The sequence below is a fragment of the Alicyclobacillus macrosporangiidus CPP55 genome (genome assembly GCF_000702485.1).
In the GTDB taxonomy this organism is placed as follows: domain Bacteria; phylum Bacillota; class Bacilli; order Alicyclobacillales; family Alicyclobacillaceae; genus Alicyclobacillus_H; species Alicyclobacillus_H macrosporangiidus_B.
The window spans coordinates 1,726,650-1,746,787 of sequence record NZ_JNIL01000001.1 but is presented as its reverse complement, the minus strand read 5'-3'; the positions used below and the strand labels follow the sequence as shown (position 1 = coordinate 1,746,787).

Genomic DNA, 20,138 nt, shown 5'->3' with positions numbered 1-20,138 from the left:
CGTGAGGGAGGCAGTGGCATGCCGCAATTCAAACAGTTCAACCCTCCGGCACAGGGGGAACCGATTCGGCTCGTCGACGGCAAGTTGAATGTCCCCGACCACCCCATCATCCCGTTCATCGAGGGCGACGGGACCGGTCCGGATATCTGGCGGGCATCGCAACGCGTGTTTGACGCCGCGGTGGAGAAGGTGTACGGCGGGCGCCGCAAGATCGCCTGGTACGAGGTGTACGCTGGCGAGAAGGCGTTCAACCTCTTCCAGGAGTGGCTGCCTGAGGACACCCTGACCGCGCTGACGGAGTACATTGTGAGCATCAAGGGCCCGCTGACGACCCCCGTGGGAGGCGGCATCCGCTCTCTCAACGTGGCCCTGCGGCAAGAGCTCGATTTGTACGTGTGCCAGCGCCCGGTGCGCTACTTCCAAGGCGTTCCTTCCCCTGTGAAACACCCCGAACTGGTCGACATGGTCATCTTCCGCGAGAACTCCGAGGATATCTACGCGGGTGTCGAGTGGGCCGAGGGCACGCCGGAGGTCAAGAAGGTCATCGAGTTCTTGCAGAAGGAAATGGGCGTGAAGAAGATCCGCTTCCCGGAGACCTCCGGCATCGGCATCAAACCGGTGTCGCGGGAGGGCACGGAGCGGCTGGTGCGCGCTGCGATCGAATACGCCCTGCGCCACAACCGCAAGAGCGTGACCCTGGTGCACAAGGGCAACATCATGAAGTTCACCGAGGGTGCCTTCAAGAACTGGGGCTACGAGCTCGCTGAGCGCGAGTACGCGGACAAGGTCTTCACCTGGGCCCAGTACGACCGCATCAAGGCGGAGCGCGGCCAGGAAGCCGCCGACGCCGCGCAGAAAGAGGCCACAGCAAACGGCAAGCTGATTGTGAAGGACGTCATCGCCGACGCGTTCCTGCAACAGGTGTTGACGCGGCCCGCGGAGTACGACGTGATCGCCACCATGAACCTCAACGGCGACTACATCTCCGACGCTCTGGCGGCCCAGGTGGGCGGCATCGGCATCGCGCCGGGCGCGAACATCAACTATGTCACCGGACATGCCGTGTTCGAGGCCACGCACGGGACCGCGCCGAAGTACGCGGGGCTCGACAAGGTCAACCCCGGTTCCGTCATCCTCTCCGGCGTCATGATGTTTGAGTACATGGGGTGGCAGGAGGCGGCGGATGCCATCACCCGCGCGCTGGAGCGGACCATCGCGGACAAGGTTGTGACGTACGACTTCGCCCGTCTCATGGAAGGCGCCAAGGAAGTGAAGACCTCTGAGTTCGCAGACGCTATCATCGCCAACCTGTAATCCGATGGAGGGAGACAAGATGCTCAAGCGGAAGAAGATCTCGGTCATCGGCGCTGGTTTCACCGGATCGACCACCGCGTTCATGCTCGCCTTGAAGGAGCTGGGCGACGTGGTGCTGCTCGACATCCCGCAGCTGGAGAACCCGACCAAGGGCAAAGCCCTCGACATGCTGGAGGCCACGCCCGTCGTCGGCTCCGACGTGCATGTCATCGGCACCTCCAGCTACGAGGACACAGCCAACTCGGACCTCGTCATCATCACCGCTGGAATGGCGCGGAAACCCGGGATGAGCCGCGACGATCTCGTCACCACCAACGCGAACATCGTGCGCTCCGTCACCGAGCAGGTCGTCAAGTTTTCGCCCAACGCCATCCTGCTCGTGCTCAGCAATCCGGTGGACGCCATGACGTACGTCGCCTACAAGGCGTCCGGCTTCCCGAAGAACCGGGTCATCGGACAGGCTGGCGTGCTCGACACCGCCCGCTTCCGCACGTTCGTCGCGGAGGAATTGAGCGTCTCCGTGGAGGATGTCTCCGGCTTCGTGCTCGGCGTGCACGGCGACGACATGGTGCCGCTCGTGCGTTATTCCTATGTCGGTGGCATCCCGCTCGAGAAGCTGCTGCCGAAGGATCGGATCGACGCCATCGTCGAACGGACCCGCAAGGGCGGGGGCGAGATCGTCAACCTGCTGGGCAACGGGTCGGCGTACTACGCTCCGGCCGCGTCCCTGGTGCAGATGGCGGAGGCCATCCTCAAGGACAAGCGCCGCCTGCTTCCGGCCATCGCCTACCTGGAAGGCGAGTTCGGCTACAACGATCTCTTCCTCGGGGTGCCGTGCATCCTCGGCGGCAACGGGATCGAGCGGATTGTGGAGATCGATCTGCTGCCGGACGAGAAGGACGCGCTGGACAAGTCCGCCGAGTCCGTCCGCAACGCCATCCGCGTCGCCGTCGGCAAGTGACGCCTCGTCGGGGCGTCCGTGGCCTGCCGGTGGAACGGACAGCTGGAAGGTAGCGGCTCAAGCCGTGTCGCACGGAAAGCCCGCAGGCATCCGCCTGCGGGCTTTCGATATCCTGAAAGCCCCTTGTGCTCGCGAAGGAGGTCCGGTTCGCGCGTCCCCTCCGGCTCCCGGTCAGCCTCTTACGGCCCCAGCAGGCGCTGGCCGATGGGCTCAAATAACCACTCCATCGGCCTGGCCAGCCCATGCGGGTGTGCCCAGGTGAATTGGCCGCAGACCCCGGCGGCCGCCAGGGCGAACAGTGCGCCGCTGACCCACATCTCCTTTTTGAGTTGACGCTGGTGGAGCGAGCGCAGATGAAGGAACGCAATCGCGCCAATCAACACCAACGCCACGACACACCGGATCAATGCGTATCACGCTCCACCGTTTCGTTCAGATGCAATGGTTCCGTCGCGCCGCCCGGGCGGAGGGCGTGGATGGACGCGTTCACCTGAACCGGCAGGTCTCGGAAGATGTCATCCCACTGGCCGCGAATCCGCATCCATAGCCGCGGATTGGTTCGATATACTTCGCGGCCAAAGCCGAAGATGTCGCAGTCGTTCTCTTTGGCTTTCTGGACCGCCCGCTGCACATAGCTTTCCACCTCCTGGGTGCAGGCCTGATCGACCACCTGCATATTCTTTGGGATCCCCAAATCCAGAGAGGAATCGTTTTCGACCACTTCGCCCTCGCCCTCCAGGTTAACGTCCATTCGAACGACCCGGCCGCCCTGGATGACCGGACGGAGCCGGGTGCTCATCCGGGACAGAAACAAGGACACCATCCCGTTGCCCTCGGGCACCCGCGCCGTAATATAGCCCGTGTGCGTCTCACCGCGGACCCACAGCAATCCGCGCGTCTCCTCGTCGTTGAGGTAACCCCGCAACTTGAAGTCCTTGAACATCGCCGTACTGGCGAGCAGGAACGGTTGTTTCACGCGCGGATCGTTTCCCGGTGCGATTTCCACAGCACCGGCAATCGGATCAATCCCTTCGTCGATGGCGGTGATGAGAAAGTCGAGCATCGTGATTTTGACCCCCGTGCCCTGCTCGATCAATTTGCTCAGCTCTTGACCAGGGAGCCGTTCCAGTGTGGATCTCTCCTGCAGGATGTCTTGCGCCGGCCCTCCCTTTGCGACGAGGATGTAGACTTGCAGGCGGTTGAGGGGATCGCGGCCCAATTGATCGAGCATCTCCCGGATTCCGCGGCGCGCGACATCCTCTCCGAAGACGACGACCCGCCGATGGGCGGTGTACAGGCGGCGCGAGAACTGTTCCTGAAGTTTTTGCTCCGCATCCTTGATGTTGACTCCCTGTCCGGACGCCGTGACGAACGCCTGCGGGCCTGGTCCTTGACCACCGCCTCCCTGGCTCCCGCCGCCTCCAACGATCCCCCCGGGATTCGCCACCTCCGTGGTGATCCGGATGGCTGTTGGATTGTCGGGGCCGGCTGTGTCGATCCCGGTGGCCATCACGAGGGCCAAGTCTTTCAATTCCACGCGATCCCAACAGCCGGTGATGAGCAGGCAGGTCAAGAGGGTCGCGGCGAGCACCCGAACGCGAGGATTCACGCCGGCTTCCCCCTCTTACCCCGGATCCAGTCGACGGCATACAGAAGGGTGGGCACGGCCACTTGAAAGAGCATCGCGTTTGGCGGAAAGGTGTACGTCAGGTACGTCTGCATGCTCGCCGCATCGGGAAAGGTCCACAGGGCGCCGACCATGCACAACAGGGTCATCGGCAAGACCATCGGGCGGTAGTGCCTCATGCGGAACAGCCCCGCAAAGGTCGTACAAAGCAACCAGAGAAAGATCGAAACTTTGATAAAGACCCCGTACAGCCAGACGGAGACGACCACCGGATCGATCCGTTCGATAAAATCGGCGATACTCACCTGTCTGACCGCTGTGTAAAACGCATACGACATCTTGCCCGTGAGCGGTCCTAAGACCAAAAACGTATCCAGACAGATCAGCACCATGGTGGAGACCAAGGTGATCACCGCCCACATGGCGCTGCGAAGTCCTCGCTCAGGATTGCGTATCCACGGGAAGATAAACCCCAGGATGTACACCTCGCTGAGCCACGCCGCGGGGATCATGGCTCCTTTCAGAACTGCGGTGTACGGCATCGCAAGCACGGGTTTGAGATAGTCCAGTTTCATTTCGGGAATCAACAACAGGGTCAGGATGGTCACGAAGATCTGTGCCAGCGGCAGCATGAACCCCGCCGCCCGCCCGATGACCTCGATGCCGGCCCACGCCGCGATGCCGGGAAAGATCAGGAACAAAAAGATGGTCACCACGGTCGGGGTCCGCGGTTGCGCATATAAGGCCGTAAAGTGGATGATTTCGTTGGTCGAAATGGTGACGTACAGCAGGAAGATATAACTGTACCCTGCGTACGCAACCACTTCGAACCACCTGCCAAACATCTTGCCGCCAATCTCTGGGAAGGTGAGGCCTGGATAGCGCATGCACAGCTTGGCCATCACGAGGACAACCCAGAAACCGATGACGGATGCCAATAACACGGAAGCCCAGCCGTTTTGCCTGGCGTACGCCGATGTCACGTTGGGAATGATCAAGATGGCGGTGGAGATGATGGTCGGAACCAGGATGAACATCAGTTGGGTCGCGTCAATCTTTTCTTTTTCTGGCACGGCTTCCTCTCCTCTCGGCTGCGCCTCAATTGGGCGGTGACGGCTTCTGACCTGGCTTGAGGCGGACGCGGTTGCCATCGGTCGCAGTCTGCGGCCTCTTCCACAGCGCCCAGCGCGGAGCGCGGATCAAGACGTCCCGCAGGTGCCACCCTTGCATGGGCGCCAGCGGCTCGAAGTAGGGCACGCCGAAGGATCGCAGCATGGACAGGTGGATGAGGATAGCGATGAGTCCGATGGTGATGCCGAAAAATCCGAGCGTCCCCGCGAGAAACAGCAGTGGAAACCGCAGCAGGCGGATGGCGATCCCGACGGCGAACCGCGGGATGGTGAATGACGCAATGCCGGTGGTGGCGACCACAATGACCATGGGCGCCGACACGATGCCTGCCTGCACCGCCGCCTGGCCGATGACGAGGGCGCCGACGATGCTGATGGCGGAACCGACCGCCCTGGGCAACCGCACCCCCGCTTCTCGCAAGGTCTCGAACATGAACTCCATCATGAAGGCTTCGACGACGGCCGGAAATGGCGTGGCCTCCTGGGAGGCGGCCACGTTGAGCAAAAACGTCGTCGGCACCATCTCTTGCTGAAACGAGACCAAGGCCACGTAGAACGACGGCAGGAACAGGGCGATGAACCCAAAGCACAGCCGCAGCCATCGGATGGCCGTGGCGATCATGGCGCGTGCGTAGTAGTCCTCATTGGCCTGCAACCCCATCCAGAAGGTCATCGGAGCCACCAACGCGTAGGGCGTCCCGTCGACCAGGATGGCGACCCGTCCCTCCAGCAGCTGGGCGGCGACGATGTCCGGGCGCTCCGTGTCCATCAAGGTCGGAAAGGGCGACCACCAGCAGTCTTCGATGAACTCCTCGATGTAGCCCGTCTCCAGGACACCGTCGATCTGAATGTCGCGGACGCGCTGGCGCACCTCCTCCACGACCGTTTCGTCGGCCACCCCTTCGATGTACAGGATGGCCACGTCGGTGTTGGTCAACGTCCCCAAGCTGAGCGCCTCGACCTTCAGTTTCGGGCTTCGGATCCTGCGCCGCACCAGGCTGGTGTTGACGCGCAGGGTCTCGACGAACCCTTCCCGCGGGCCGCGGATGACCTGTTCCGAGTTGGGTTCCTCGATTGTCCGTTTCTCCCAGCCGCGGATACTCGCCATCACGGCCCTGTCGCTGCCCTGGATGAACATCCCGGCGTCGCCGGCCAAAATGCGTCGAACCGCCTCGGAGAGGGTGCCGACCACGCGCGTCTCCCCGACGGGCACGGCGCACATCTGCAGCCATTCGGCCGGATTCGTAGCGGCATCGTGCCGGGGCTCATCGAACAAGAGCGGTTTGAGTACCATGTCGTCCAAGTGCCGGAAGTCGAGGAGCCCGTCGACGTAGACGATTAAGAGATCGCGCGTACGGGGGGTGGCCGCAGACGCAGCGGGATCGTCTACCTGTGTCGGTCCGGCGGGACGCGCCCGCTCGTCGATGGTGACGCGCCGGAACACCACGTCGGAGCAGTTCTGGAAGATCTGCATCAGCGTCTGCTCCATGCGGTCGAGGTCTGGATGGATCTTGTCCGAGGCCGCCGGGTCTTGCAGCGGTTGGGCTTCCAACGCGTCGAGCTTGTCCTGCACCGGCTTTGGAAAAGGCTTCGCCTCACCTTTCAGCGGTTTTGGTCTTCGTACCAACGTCTTTCCGTCTCCCCAATGACTGCCTGACCTATAGGTTCCCGCAAGGGCGGTCACGTATACCCCGGGCGGCTGTGCTACAATGGGACGGAATGGTTCATGGACAGAGAGCGAGGGATGATATGGCCGGCCGCCGCCCCAAGCTGATTCTGATTGACGGAAACAGCATCGCCTACCGCGCGTTCTTCGCCTTGCCCGCACTGTCCAATGCGGAGGGGCAATTTACGAACGCCGTATTCGGCTTCACGCAGATGCTCCTAAAACTATTGCAGGATGAATCACCCACCCACATTGCAGTGGCGTTCGACGCGGGGAAGGAGACATTTCGCCACGGCCTGTACGAGGCGTACAAGGGAACCCGGGAAAAGACTCCGGGTGAGCTTAGCGAACAGTTTCCCTTGTTGCGGGAGGTGCTGCAGGCTTTCTCCATCCCCGCCCTGGAAGTGCCCAATTACGAAGCGGATGATATCATCGGCACCTTGTCCAAACGGGCGGAGGAGGCAGGGGTGGACACCCTCATCGTCTCAGGGGACAAGGACCTTTTGCAGTTGGTCAGCGAGCGGGTGCACGCGGCCCTGACGCGCAAGGGCATCACGGAGATGGACCGGTATGATCCACAGGCCGTCTTCGAACGCTTCGGTCTGACGCCGGCACAGATCGTCGATCTCAAGGGCCTGATGGGCGACGCCTCCGACAACATCCCCGGCGTGCCTGGCGTGGGGGAGAAGACTGCCGTTAAGCTGCTTCAGGCCCACGGCAGCGTGGAAGAGGTGCTCGCGCACACCGGGGAGGTCTCGGGAGCGAAACTGCGGGAACGGTTGGAGACGTACCGGGATCAGGCTTTGTTGTCGAAGCAACTCGCCACCATCCACCGGGATGCGCCCATCGATTGGGGACTGGAGGATCTCGCCTACGCCGGCTACAACCCGTCCGAGGTACGTCGTGTGTTTCAGCGGCTGGGTTTTCGTTCCCTTCTCGACAAGATTCCCCGGGAAATCGACACGCCGGGACAACCTTCAACGGCGTCCGACGGCAAACGCTTCCAACCGCAGGTGCAGCGGATCGAGACCCTCGACGCGTACCGGCAACTGGTGCGCCGCTTGACGAGCCCCATCGGCATCCTTCCGGTGTATGACCGGGAGGATTACCAGACCGCCCGGCTCCTCGGGGTGGCCGTGGGCTGCGGTGATCAGGGGTGGCTCGTGTCGTTCGAATCGGAGCTGGGGCCGACCGACGTGATGGACCTGTGGAAATCGGAGTACGACAAGGTGGTCTTCGATTTGAAGTCGCTGGCGGTGCTGCTCGACGGCCACGGGATCACGCTGGAGAACGACGGCACCTGGTTTGACGTGATGCTCGGCAGCTACCTGCTCAACCCGTCGGACGGCGAGGTCAGCCTCGCCGACATCGTCGAGCGGGAGGCCCACCGGCGGGTCGTGCCCGCCAAGCCGGGGGAACCCGAACACGCCGAGGCCCAAGCCCGCCTGGCCGCGTGTCTGCCTGCCCTGAGAAGCCACCTGTTTCCGGCGCTGGCGGCGCAGGAGGTGGATCACCTGTACGGGGAGATCGAGCTGCCGTTAGAGTTCGTCCTCGCCCGGATGGAGGTCCTCGGCTTTCGCGTCAATCAGGACAAGCTGCGTGCGTTCGGTGCGGAATTGGAGCGAAAGCTGGCGGAGTTGACCAAGCGGATCCATGAGCGGGCGGGGATGGAATTCAACATCAACTCGCCGAAGCAACTCGGCGAGGTCCTGTTCGAGAAGCTCGGCCTCCCGGCGCTCAAGAAGACGAAAACCGGGTACTCCACCAGCGCCGACGTGTTGGAGAAGCTGGCGCCCTACAACGAGATCGTCCAGGACATCCTGGAGTACCGGATGATCGGCAAGCTGTTGTCGACGTACGTCGAGGGGCTGCTCAAGGTCATCCGCCCGGAGACGGGGCGCGTGCACACCCGGTTCCACCAGGCGCTGACCGCGACGGGGCGGCTGTCGAGTTCGGAGCCGAACCTGCAGAACATCCCCATCCGCATGGAGGAAGGGCGCGAGCTGAGAAAGGCGTTCGAACCGACGTACGAGGATTGGGTGATCCTCTCGGCGGACTACTCGCAGATTGAGCTGCGCGTCCTGGCGCATCTGTCGGGGGACGAAGCGTTGCTGGACGCCTTCCGCAGTGGGGCGGACATCCACGCCAGCACGGCTGCGACGGTGTTTGAGGTGCCGATCGATCAGGTGACCCCTGCCCAACGGCGCCAGGCGAAGGCGGTCAACTTCGGGATCGTGTACGGGATCAGCGACTACGGGCTGTCGCAGAATTTGAACATTCCGCGCAAGCAGGCGGCCGAGTTCATCGAGGAGTACTTCCGCAAGTTCCCGGGCGTCGCCCGGTACATGCAGGAGATTGTGGAGACGGCGCGCAAGCAGGGGTACGTGACCACCCTGCTCAACCGTCGCCGCTATCTGCCCGACATCCACAGCCGCAACTTCAACCAGCGCAGTTTCGCCGAGCGCACAGCGATGAACACGCCCATCCAGGGATCGGCGGCGGACATCATCAAGTTGGCGATGGTCCGGATCGACCGGGCGCTCGCGGAATCCGGGCTGCAGGCGCGGATGCTCCTGCAGGTGCATGATGAGCTCATCTTCGAGTGCCCGGAGGCGGAGGCGGACCGGCTGGTGGAACTGGTACAAGAAAACATGGAAAATGCCCTGGCTTTGAATGTACCTTTGAAGGTGGACATTCACACGGGGAAGACGTGGTACGACGCGAAGTAGCGGGCCGGGCGGCCGAGCCCGCAGCCAGCCGCAGGGCGGGGCGCCGCCCTCCCCGGGTGAAGGAAGGAGGGGAGGACGTGCCGGAGTTGCCTGAGGTGGAAAATGTGCGCCGGGACCTGGAGGCCCTGGTGGTGGGGCGGACCGTCGAAAGGGTGGACGTGCGGTTGGCGCGGATCGTCCGCACGCCGGACGACGCTGCGGAATTCGCGCTGCGGCTGGCCGGGTGCACGGTGACCGGTGTCCGGCGGCGCGGCAAGTACCTTCTCTTCGACGTGCCGCCCTATTGCCTGGTGTCCCACCTGCGGATGGAGGGCCGGTACGGGCTCGCCGCAGCAGATGATCCGGAGGCGCCGCACACGCACGTGGTGTTCCACTTCACGGACGGGACGCAACTGCGCTACCGGGACGTGCGCCAGTTCGGGACGATGGACCTGGTGCCAGCGGAGGGGCCGTACCCCCCGGGGCTGGCGGAACTGGGTCCGGAACCGTTCGATCCCGCACTGGACGCGAAGACCTTCCGCGCTCGGCTACACCATCGGCGGGCACCCATCAAGGCGGTGCTGCTCGATCAGACATGCGTCGCCGGGCTCGGGAATATCTATGTGGACGAGTCCTTGTTTCTCGCGGGCATCCACCCGGAGCGGCCAGCCTCGGGCCTGACGCGCGCTCAGTGCGCCGCCTTGCTCGACGCCATCCGGGAGATTCTGACGCGGGCCATCGAGGCGGGCGGGTCCTCCGTGCGCAGCTACGTCAACGGGTACGGGCGGCACGGCGGGTTTCAGATGCAGCTCAACGTGTATGCCCGCGCGGGGGAGCCTTGCCACAGGTGCGGCACGCCCATTGAGAAGCTGCGCGTGGCCGGGCGGGGGACACACGTGTGCCCGGCCTGCCAGCCGGCGCCGCGGCGGCGGGGAAGCCAACGGGGCAGCCGGGCTAGCCAAGCCGGCAGCGGGGGCGGCAGCCTGGACGGCGGCCTGGGAATCCGGGGCGGTAGAAAACCATGAGGCACGGGAGGTGGGCCGGGTGATCGTCGGATTGACCGGCGGGATCGCCACAGGCAAGAGCACGGTGACGCAGATGCTCCGGGACCTGGGCGCGTACGTGGTGGACGCGGATGTGTGGGCACGCCGAGTGGTGGAACCAGGGACGCCGGGGCTGCAGGAGATCGCGGCGGCCTTCGGCCCGGAGGTGCTGAACCCGGACGGGACGTTGAATCGGGCACGGCTCGGCGCCATCGTGTTCCACGACGAGGCGGCCCGCCTGCGGCTCAACGCCATCACGCATCCCCGAGTGCGGGCCGGGATGAAGGAAGAGACAGAGCGATACCTGGCGGCGCATCCGGACGAGCCCATCGTCTGGGACGTGCCCCTGCTGTTCGAGGGCGAGACGCGGTTTCTCGTGAACGTGACGGTGCTGGTCTGGTGCGACGAAGCGACGCAGCTGCGGCGGCTGATGGCGCGCAACGGGCTCGACGAAGCGGAGGCGATGGCGCGTATCCGGGCGCAGATGCCGATGGAGGAGAAGCGGCGGATGGCCGACTATGTGATCGACAACGGAGGCACCCTGGAGGAGACCCGCGCGCAGGTGGTCACCCTGTGGGAGCGGTTGTGTGCGCAGGCTCGGCGGGCGGGGCGCGCCTGATGGTGGTGGTGCTCCGAAAGCGCGCGCTGGCTGCGCTCATTCTCCTGATTGGCGTCGTGTTCCTCATCACCTCCAACACGTTCTGGCGTTGGATGTACCCCATCGGATACCAGACGGAGATCCGGCAGGCGGCGTCGGAGGCCCAGATCGATCCCCTCCTCATCGCCAGCGTCATCCGCGTCGAGAGCCAGTTTCACAGCGAGGACGTTTCGCACGCAGGCGCCATCGGATTGATGCAGCTGATGCCGGAGACAGCCCGGTGGTTGGCCGAGCGGATGAACGGGGCGGCGGGCCCGGGGGCGCATGCGGGGGCCGAGGGCAGTGCTGGGAGTGCTGGGACTGCTGGGGGTGTGGCCAGGAGCGGATCGAACGCGGCAGGATCGCCGGTGGACACCGCGCGGCTGGCCGACCCGGCTGTCAACATCCGTCTCGGCACGTGGTACATTCGCTATCTGGTGGATCAGTTCCACGGCAACCAGGTGGCGGCCATCGCGGCGTACAACTCTGGTCCCAAGCGGGTCTCCGGGTGGCTGGCGGACGGCACGTGGGACGGACAGTTGAAGACGCTGAACGACATTCCCGTCGGCGAGACGCGCCATTTCGTCGGGCGCGTGTTCTACAACTACGACCTGTACCAGCGCATCTACGGCAGCGATCCCCTGTGGCGCACACCTATGGCGGGCAGCGGAGCGGTGAAGTGAGGCATGGTAGTGCGGGCTTCGCCGGTGTGAGCCGGGAGGTCGCGAGCGCTATGGAAGGGGCGCCAGGGGGCGGAGGCGAACGCCTGCCGAGGTGTCGAGGATGCCTTGTAGGGGCTGCGAGCGCCATCCCTGGCGGCGACGAACGCCATGCGCGGGGCAACGAACGCCACGCGAGGGGCGCTAGAAAACGAAACGTCGTTAACTCAAGCGCCCGGTGGATGGATTGCGTCAGATTCGTATTTACATCGACGATCCCGCCTTCCGATAGCGACTGATTCATATTTACCCAAGCCGCGAGACCCCACCGCCGCCTTCGATAACGCAACACGTTTTCTTTATCCGAATCTGGCTGCGCCACGATAACCCGTAAACCATTCTTATCGTCCCACCGCTCGACGACGATGACATCAAAACGTATGTTATGGTTTCCATCCCGCACCCAGTCACATGGTCGCGCGGATAAGTCACACCGTCTTGTGTCGAAGTCACATCGTCACGCGTCGAGGCATTCGATCCCGGCTGATTGTGCGTCCATGAAGGAATGGCAGGATGTGACGATTCGACGCAGGTTGACACTGTCCGCGCACGTCCGTATAATTTTTGACGTCGGTTGCTTTGGCTGAACAAGCGAAAACAGCCGACCTCCACTTGTCGAGATGGCGGAATCGGCAGACGCGCACGTTTGAGGGGCGTGTGGGGAAACCCGTGCGGGTTCAAGTCCCGCTCTCGACACCACATTGGTTACGCAGCAAGCCGCCTGGCGGCCATGCAGAGCATGGCGACCGGGCGGTTTCGTCTTTAATCTCCCCCGGTCCAGGCCGGTCATGCAAAACGCCCAATCCAACAGGAAACGTCCGGCCGCGCTGCCAACAATCACAGGGTGCGGCTCGCAGAAAAGACCTCCGCTTCGCCACTTACGTGTGTTATCGTAATCCATAAAGGCTTGTAAGGTTGTGGAGACGGACATGCGCCGATTTGTATGGACTGACCAGCCGTACACGCTGAGTTTCCTGTCTGAGCGCCCGCTGCGGCGGGAAATGGACGTGGTGTTGGCGCTGTTGACCTCCGGGCGGACGTGGTCCGAGGTCCGCGGTGAGGTCTTGGAAAAGGACCTGTTTCAGGTTCGCCGGCCCGACACTGCCGAAACGCGCTTGAAACTGGTGCGCCGCCGGTTGAGTTGGTTGGACGACGATTTGCGATCACGGTATCTCAGCGGAGACGCGGAGGATCGCACGGCCCTTCTGCTCTGCACCTTTCTCGCCGCCTACCGCCTGCCAAGAGAGTTCGTTCTCGAAGAGGTCCGTTACCGGTGGCACACAGGGCAAGCGTCCCTTTCGCGGGAGGAGATCACGGAGTTCTTCCAGCGAAAACGGGAGCAGGATCCGGTCATGTACGGGTGGGATGACGGGCGGCTGGCGAGAGCCCGGCAGGTGATCATCCGTCAGTTGTGCGATTACCATCTGCTCGAACGGATCGGCGGCAGATGGAACATACGTGGAGTGGTCCCGAGCGACGCCCTGCGCGAATATCTGATGCAGTCCGGAGACGGGCGGGCGTACCTGGAATTTCTCCTATCCGATTAGATAGATAACGGGGGTGAGGCGTACGGTCCGGGAAGAGGTTCGAAGAAAGATGGCGACATTGGAGCGCATGCTGGAGGACGGCACGCTGTTTTACAACAAGTCCACCGGGAACGAGCTTCAAAATTACATCTTCGACTATCCCCCCGAAGAAGAGCTCACGATTCGGAGTTTCGTCAAGCGCCTGGTGCGTCAGAGCCCGAGGCGATTGGTCAACATCAACCTGTTCGAGGCCGTCCTTCAGATGGTGGACGAAGAGACCGGGATCGATCGCCTGTTTGAAATTGAGGCGGAAGAGGACAGCGAATCGTTGGTGGACGCCCTGTCGCCCATGCTGGAGTCGGATCGGCTGATCCAGCGGATTCTTCAGCGCGCGGAAGACGCCGAGGGACTGTTGCTGACGGGGGTGGGCAGCCTGTATCCCATCTTGCGGTCGCACGTGGTGCTGAACCGGTTGAGTGAACGCTTGACCGACATTCCTGTGGTGCTGTTCTTCCCTGGCACGTACAACGGTTTGCAGCTTCGGCTGTTCGACTTGCTGACAGATGATCATTATTACCGGGCGATCCGGATCACAGCCGGTTGAGCACCATCGCCTGCGCGGGTAAGGGGGAATCACACGTGCAAGAGCTGTTTGTCAAAGACATCTACCGGGACATCAACGGCGTCATCCAAGCCGGGCAGCTGGATGAGGAGCGGGTGGCCCAGGAGCTCGACGAGTATGTGGTGACCGCGGAGATTGCGGAACATTTGGAAGCGCTGCTGGAACACTATGTGCGCAGCCTGCGGAATCCGACCGACAAGATCGGGGTCTGGATCTCCGGCTTTTTCGGTTCCGGTAAATCGCACTTCCTCAAGATCGTGTCCTACCTGCTGGGAGGCAGGGTGGCCCATGGCCGGACGGCGGTGGACTATTTCCGTGAGAAAAATCTCTCTCCCAAGTTGATGCGGTTGATTGAGGAGGCGGGGAGTCGGAGAGCGGCCACGCTGCTGTTTAACATCGAGGCCAAGACCGGCGTGGATGCGCGCGGAAGCCGCCAAACCATTGTCGAGGTCTTGCTCAAGGTATTCAACGAGCGCCTGGGCTTTTCGGAGACGTTGTGGATCGCGGAGATGGAGTACACCCTTGCCAAAGCCGGCAAGCTGGAGGCGTTCCACGATGCCGTGCGGCGGGTCTTCGGCCAGGAGTGGCGCACCGTTCGCGACTCGGTGTTGCTGCGAAGGCGGGAATTCATCGCCGCGATGCAAGAGATCGGCTACGACGAGGCGGCGGCTGACACCTTCTTGCGCACGGCGCACAAGGGGTTTTCCATCGATCCCACCCAATTCGCCCGCAGAGTCGCGGAGTACTGCCGGGAACGGGGAGACGATTTTCGCCTCCTCTTCCTCGTCGATGAAATCGGCCAGTACATCGGCGACAACCGCGATCTGATGCTCAATCTGCAGACGGTGGTGGAGGCACTCGGTACCCACGGCCAGGGGCAGATCTGGGTCATGGTCACCTCACAGGAGAGCATCGACATGGTCACCGATGTTCGTGGTCATGGCCGGGAGTACGACTTCTCAAAGATTCAGGGCAGGTTCAGCACGCGCGTCAACCTGTCCAGCACCAACACGGACGACGTCATCAAGTGGCGCATCTTGCAAAAGACCGACGCGGCCACCAACTCCTTGACGGCCCTCTATGACCAGCGGGAGCAGTCTATCCAGAACATGCTGTCGTTCGATTCGGACATGCATGCCTGGAAAGCCGGGTATCGCTCGTCGAAGGAGTTCGCCGAGGCGTATCCCTTCCAGCCCTATCAATTTGAACTGTTGCAGAAGGTGTTCGAAAAGATCCGCAGACAGGGGGAGGCCGGTAAGAGCCTGTCTCACGGCGAGCGGTCTCTGCTCAATGCCTTCCAGGACGCCTTGATTCACCTGGATCAGGCGCGCAAGGATGAGGCCCTCGCACCGTTCTGGATGTTTTACGACACGATTGAGACGTATCTCGACGGACCGGTGAAGAGCACCGTCCGCCGGGCCGCCAGCCGTGATGATCTCACCGAGTTTGACGTCCGCGTGTTGAAGGTGCTGTACCTCATCAAGAACATCGCAGAGATCAAGGCGACGGCGACCAACGTGGCCACCCTGTTGATCGACGGTCTCGGCGTGATCCGGCGGGATTTGGAGCACTCGGTGCAGGTCGCCTTGGACAAGCTCGTGCTGCACAACCTCGTCGCCCAGAACGCGGACGGCACCTACTCGTTCCTCAGCGACGAGGAACAGGAGATCAACCGGGAGATCGCCGCTGAGCGGATCGACGACGCGTTGGTGGATGAGCGCCTCGGCAAGATCTTCTTCGAGGAAGATCAACTGTGCCCCCAGGTCTACCGGGCGCCCGAGCGGCGGGATTTTCGGTTCAACAAGCGCTTCGACCGGTACGCCCACGGCCCACAACGGGAGATGCTGACGCTGCAGGTGCTCACCGGGGTCCCCGAGGAGATGGCCATCCAGCACTCCATGGCAAATGCGACGCTGGTGATGTGGATTCCCCCGTCCATCACCGACTACCGGGAGGCCATGGAGCGGAGCTTGCAGATTGAGCAGTATGCGCGCCGCGATCGCGCCGGTCTCTCGGACAGCCAGCGGCGGATCCTGGATGACAAACGGCAGCGGGAGGCCGTGGAGTTCCGCAACAAGGCCCGGGACCTGCTGGTCAAGGCCTGCAAGCAGGCGGTGTTCTACGTCTTTGGACAGGCGCAGCGATACAACGGCGAGCCGCGGACCCAGATCGAGCGGGCGCTGGCGAAGCTGGTGGAGAACACCTACTACCACCTCGATTACATCAATCAGCCCTTGCCCATGCGTGACGAGGCGCGCGCCATCCTCGAGTTGGCGAAACACGGCAGTCCGCGGACGTTGGAAGGCCGGGCCAACGAGCTGGCCCTGCAGGCGGTGCTTCGGTATTTGGATGAACGGGACCAGCAGCATCTGCAGACCACGCTCGGCGACGTGGTCAAGCATTTCGAGAGCCCGCCCTACGGATGGATGGATCGAGATATCGCCGGGCTGTTGGCGGTGATGTTGCACGACGGCCAGGTGCGGCTGTTCTATCTCAGCCAGCCCCTGACAGCCGACGATCCGAGGTTTGCTCAACTTTTGCTGCGCGCCGGGGAGCGGGACAAAGTGGTCGTCAAGCTGCTCAGGGAGGTCCCGCCTGAGATTCAAAACCAGGTCCGCATCCTCCTTCGGGATCTTTTTGAGGAGGTGCCGGACGCGGCCGACTCGTACGAAGCGCTGGCGGATTTCATCCGGAACCAGTTGAAGGAGCATCTGGCCCAACCGTTGCAGGAGATCATCGCCCATCAGGCGAACCCGCCCAAGGCGGGCGACACGGTGTACCACTACCCCGGGGAGCCGGAGGCGCGCCGTCTGCAGACGGAGGTGGCGAGGCTGCTCGCCACGCCCAACCACGAGGACCTGGTGCAAAACTTCCTGGATGCGGGTGTCGAGCTCGGCGAGTGGCTGGACCAGGTTCGGGATCTCCACAACTTTTTCACCAGGACACCGAAGCAGCGGTTTGACGAAGCGGTTCGGTTCTTGCACGAGCATCGGGCGGACTGGATGCATCTGCACGCCTACCCTGAGGTGTTGGCGAACAAGGAAGCCATGGAGGCCATCCTGCGGGATCCCGCACCGTACAACCGGATTCCGAAGCTGCCGAGCCTCATGTCCGCCATCGCGGAGAAGCTGCAACAGGTGCTGGACGAACAGCGCCAACAGTACGCCCCGCGGATTGAGGCCGTTTTGCAAATGGTGGACACGCTCGCCGCTGGCCTGGCGGATGCCGCACCGCTGTGGCTTCTCATTCAGAGCGCGAAGGCCGACATCGAAGGGTATCTGGGTGGTCTGCGGTCGGAATCTCAGTTCGGTGCCCTCGCCTCCTATGTCACCTATGCGACCGAGCGGTATGAACGTTTGCGTGAAGACGTGCGCCGATGGCTTGAAAGGGATGGAGCCGAGGGTACGGACCGGACGCGGGAACGGGAACTCAACCGCCCGTCGTCTGGGGGCTCAGGCGCGGTTCAGGTCGCGCGCGAGGTGATCATCACGGTCCAGGATCCGTCGGCCCGCCTGGTGCCGGAGGGCGAGGTGCGGCTTGAGACGCCGCAGCAGGTCGAGGAATATCTCTCACGGCTGAAACAGACCTTGGGCGCCTTACTGCAGCACGGCGTGGTCATCATTCGCGGACAATAGCGCTGCGACACAGACGGGTGAATGGACATGGATGTCATCGACATGTTGAGGCAGCGGTTTTCGCAGACCGGAATGAACCGGCGCATCATCCTGTGGCACGATCCCGACGGTGAACAAAATCTCGCCGACCTGGAGGATGCGCTGTCTTCCTTGGGGGTCCGCGTGTGGGAGTGGACTCGCCAGAACGCGTTGCGGACCAAGTACCAGGTGGAGGTGGCGGATCCGGACACCCCGTACCTCATCTACGCCCGGTTTCCGCGCCCGGATGCCCAGGACGATTGGCTGCTCGATATCCGCCTGTACGGCGAGGAGTTCGTGGCCGATCCCGTTGCCATTCGGTTGGAGACGCTGGGCATCTCCCACGCCGCGGCGCGGGAGTTCGTCACGGCCCACTACCCGTTCTTCCGCAGCCAGGAGCGGGTGGGGAAGGTGGCGCGCCTGATGCCGGAACGCCCGGATCTGGAGCACCTCATCCTGGCCACGCTGGCCGCGGCCACCGGGGCGGAGTTCGCGGATCGCCTCTTTATCGCCAGGCGGGTGCTGAGCGGCGGGATCGAAGAGGAGGCCAATGAGGCTTACCAGGCGCTCGTCAAGTGGGGCCTCGAGGCGGTGTTCTGGGAACACATGCGGTCGGCGTTCGGATTTCCCCAGGAAGTGTCGTCCTTGCGCGACCTCTTTTACGGCATCGCCCGGAGCCACCTGGCCCAGGGCGTGGACGCACCCCTGCCGGCGTGGGATGCGCCTGTCTCCCGCATGCCGAACGCGTGCCGGATCTTCCTCGACGAGGCGCTGCGCAGCCGGGACGGGGCGGCGTTTGACGCGCTGCTGCGCCGCTTTTCGGTCGATCTCGGTGTTTCCTCGTGGCTCTCCCAACTTTCGTGCGAGTCCTTGCTTCGCTGCGACACGGTGCCGGAGACTCACGAGCATATTCTCCGCACCCTGGGTGAGCAACTGACCCATGAAGTGGCGGACGCGGACCGCTGGCGGAATTGGCTTCGCGATCGGCAGGACACGCACGGCTACGAGGCGTGGCGGCCCGTGTACGAGGCACTCGGATTCGCGCTGGAGCTTCAGGAGGAAAAGCGGGCGTTCGAACGGGTGGCTCCGCCCGGGGACGCGAAGGCATGGTTCGAGGCGTACGCGTCGCGCTGGTTTGGAGTGGACCAGCTGTACCGACGGTTTTCCACGACGGCGGCGGCAGTGGACCGGCCGGGATGGGAGACGCTGTTCGGGCTGAAGGCACGCTGGGACAACTGGTACAGCCACGTGTTCTTGCCGAGGTGGGGCGACTGGACGGACCAGCTGCTTCGAGACGGATGGGCCGCCTCGTGGCCCATCGCCGAGGTAAAGCAGCAGCGGCATTTCTTCACCCAGTACGTGGCGAACCATCTCGCCCGCGAGCGGGTGTTCGTGATCATCTCCGACGCGTTGCGGTATGAGGCGGGCGCGGAGCTCGCGGATCGACTGAAACGCCGGATGCCGGGCGAGGTTCACCTGGAAGCCATGCAGGCTTCGCTGCCGACCTACACCCGCCTCGGCATGGCGAGTCTGTTGCCAGGGAGGACCTTGTCCATCGAGGATTCGGGGGCGGTGCTCCGCGACGGCTTGCCGACGGATTCGCTGGAGGCGCGGGGCGGCATCCTGTCGGCGCACGCAGACGGTGCCTTGGCCCTGCGATGGTCCGATTTCGAAAGCCTGCCGGTGCAGGAGGGGGAGGAGCGCATCCGCGGCAAGCGGTTGATCTACTTCTACCACGACGCCATCGACGCGATCGGCGACCAGGCGAGGTCGGAGTCGCGGGCGTTTGCCGCGGTCGACCAGGCCATCGATGAACTGGAGGCGGCCGTGCGCAAACTGGTACGTTCGTACCGGGCTGTGCGCGTGATCGTGACGGCGGATCACGGGTTCCTGTATCAAACGACGTCGGTGGAGGCTTGGGCAAAGCCGGACCGGGTGACGGGCCAGGTGTACGACGGAAACCGCCGTTTCGCGCTGGGGCGCCGTCTCTCCACACCGCCCGGCAGCATTCCGGTGTCATTGAGCTATCTCGGGCTGGACGTGGAGGCGGTGGTGGCCGCCCATATCCACCGATTCACGGGCCACGGGGGGCTCCGGTTTGTCCACGGAGGCGCTCTGCCGCAGGAGGCCATCGTCCCGGTGGTGGTCTGCCACCAGACCCGCAGCCAGGCCGGCCGCCAGCTGCCATTGGTGGATGTGTCGTTGGTCAACCGGAGCCGAGTGGTGACCACCTATGAATTCACCGCCATCCTGTTCCAGGAGCAGAAGCTCGGCGAAGACCGCCAGCCGCGCCATCTCCGCATCGGGCTGTATCTGGACGGCCAGCGCATCTCGAATGAAGTGACGCGGAGCTTCCACCTGCAGGGCGGACCGGCAGATCGTGAGGTCCGGGTGCCTTTACAGCTGTTTGAAAGAGACTATCCGCTGGGCGCCATGGCGGTCTTGCGCCTGGAGGACGTCTCCGGGCCGGAGACCCAGTTGTACCGCGAATACGACATCGAACTTCGCATCGCTTCTTGGATATAAGCCACC

Annotated in this window: 14 protein-coding genes and 1 tRNA gene; 11 read left to right on the top strand and 4 right to left on the bottom strand. The window is 63.3% G+C overall.

What is annotated here, in order from left to right; genetic code table 11:
* Positions 1 to 18: 18 nt before the first annotated feature.
* Entirely contained in the window at positions 19 to 1,314 is a 1,296-nt protein-coding gene (gene icd / locus N687_RS0108675; RefSeq protein ID WP_029421482.1) for an NADP-dependent isocitrate dehydrogenase, read from the top strand.
* A gap of 19 nt (positions 1,315 to 1,333) precedes the next feature.
* Positions 1,334 to 2,275 carry a malate dehydrogenase gene (gene mdh / locus N687_RS0108670; RefSeq protein WP_029421481.1) on the top strand — a complete coding sequence of 314 codons (942 nt, stop codon included), beginning with the start codon at positions 1,334 to 1,336 and terminating at the stop codon, positions 2,273 to 2,275.
* Positions 2,276 to 2,454: 179 nt separating this feature from the next.
* On the opposite strand, the gene N687_RS0108665 is transcribed toward mdh, so the two are convergent.
* From N687_RS0108665 to N687_RS0108650, 4 genes are read right to left on the bottom strand one after another with little or no spacing between them, the layout of a single operon-like run.
* Positions 2,455 to 2,682, bottom strand: coding sequence for a hypothetical protein (locus tag N687_RS0108665; protein WP_029421480.1), 228 nt, complete (start codon positions 2,680 to 2,682; stop codon positions 2,455 to 2,457).
* Positions 2,679 to 3,884 (bottom strand): Ger(x)C family spore germination protein, encoded by a 1,206-nt coding sequence (locus tag N687_RS22095; protein WP_029421479.1) that lies wholly within the window; start codon positions 3,882 to 3,884, stop codon positions 2,679 to 2,681. Before N687_RS22095 ends, N687_RS0108665 begins: the two co-directional genes overlap by 4 nt.
* Positions 3,881 to 4,975 (bottom strand): GerAB/ArcD/ProY family transporter, encoded by a 1,095-nt coding sequence (locus N687_RS0108655; RefSeq protein WP_029421478.1) that lies wholly within the window; start codon positions 4,973 to 4,975, stop codon positions 3,881 to 3,883. Before N687_RS0108655 ends, N687_RS22095 begins: the two co-directional genes overlap by 4 nt.
* A gap of 25 nt (positions 4,976 to 5,000) precedes the next feature.
* Positions 5,001 to 6,521 (bottom strand): spore germination protein, encoded by a 1,521-nt coding sequence (locus N687_RS0108650; RefSeq protein ID WP_051663577.1) that lies wholly within the window; start codon positions 6,519 to 6,521, stop codon positions 5,001 to 5,003.
* 260 nt (positions 6,522 to 6,781) lie between these two features.
* On the opposite strand from N687_RS0108650, the gene polA reads away from it, so the two are divergent.
* The 9 genes from polA (at position 6,782) to pglZ (ending at position 20,132) form a co-directional block, all read left to right on the top strand.
* Complete coding sequence (gene polA, locus N687_RS0108645; protein ID WP_029421476.1) at positions 6,782 to 9,427, top strand: DNA polymerase I; 2,646 nt, start codon at positions 6,782 to 6,784, stop codon at positions 9,425 to 9,427.
* A 77-nt stretch (positions 9,428 to 9,504) separates the two neighbouring features.
* Positions 9,505 to 10,431, top strand: a complete 927-nt coding sequence (mutM, locus tag N687_RS0108640; RefSeq protein WP_081841259.1) for a DNA-formamidopyrimidine glycosylase — start codon at positions 9,505 to 9,507, stop codon at positions 10,429 to 10,431.
* 19 nt (positions 10,432 to 10,450) lie between these two features.
* Entirely contained in the window at positions 10,451 to 11,068 is a 618-nt protein-coding gene (gene coaE, locus N687_RS0108635) for a dephospho-CoA kinase (protein ID WP_029421474.1), read from the top strand.
* Entirely contained in the window at positions 11,023 to 11,769 is a 747-nt protein-coding gene (locus tag N687_RS0108630) for a lytic transglycosylase domain-containing protein (RefSeq protein WP_231493437.1), read from the top strand. Before coaE ends, N687_RS0108630 begins: the two co-directional genes overlap by 46 nt.
* Positions 11,770 to 12,419: 650 nt before the next feature.
* A tRNA-Leu gene (locus N687_RS0108625) sits at positions 12,420 to 12,504 on the top strand.
* Positions 12,505 to 12,734: 230 nt separating this feature from the next.
* Positions 12,735 to 13,352, top strand: a complete 618-nt coding sequence (locus tag N687_RS0108620) for a DUF1819 family protein (RefSeq protein WP_029421472.1) — start codon at positions 12,735 to 12,737, stop codon at positions 13,350 to 13,352.
* A gap of 49 nt (positions 13,353 to 13,401) precedes the next feature.
* Positions 13,402 to 13,935: a DUF1788 domain-containing protein gene (locus N687_RS0108615; RefSeq protein WP_029421471.1), complete on the top strand. Its 534-nt coding sequence runs from the start codon at positions 13,402 to 13,404 to the stop codon at positions 13,933 to 13,935.
* Between the two features lie 35 nt (positions 13,936 to 13,970).
* Positions 13,971 to 17,588, top strand: a complete 3,618-nt coding sequence (gene brxC, locus N687_RS0108610; RefSeq protein WP_029421470.1) for a BREX system P-loop protein BrxC — start codon at positions 13,971 to 13,973, stop codon at positions 17,586 to 17,588.
* Between the two features lie 27 nt (positions 17,589 to 17,615).
* Positions 17,616 to 20,132 (top strand): BREX-1 system phosphatase PglZ type A, encoded by a 2,517-nt coding sequence (gene pglZ, locus N687_RS0108605; RefSeq protein ID WP_029421469.1) that lies wholly within the window; start codon positions 17,616 to 17,618, stop codon positions 20,130 to 20,132.
* Positions 20,133 to 20,138: the final 6 nt, after the last annotated feature.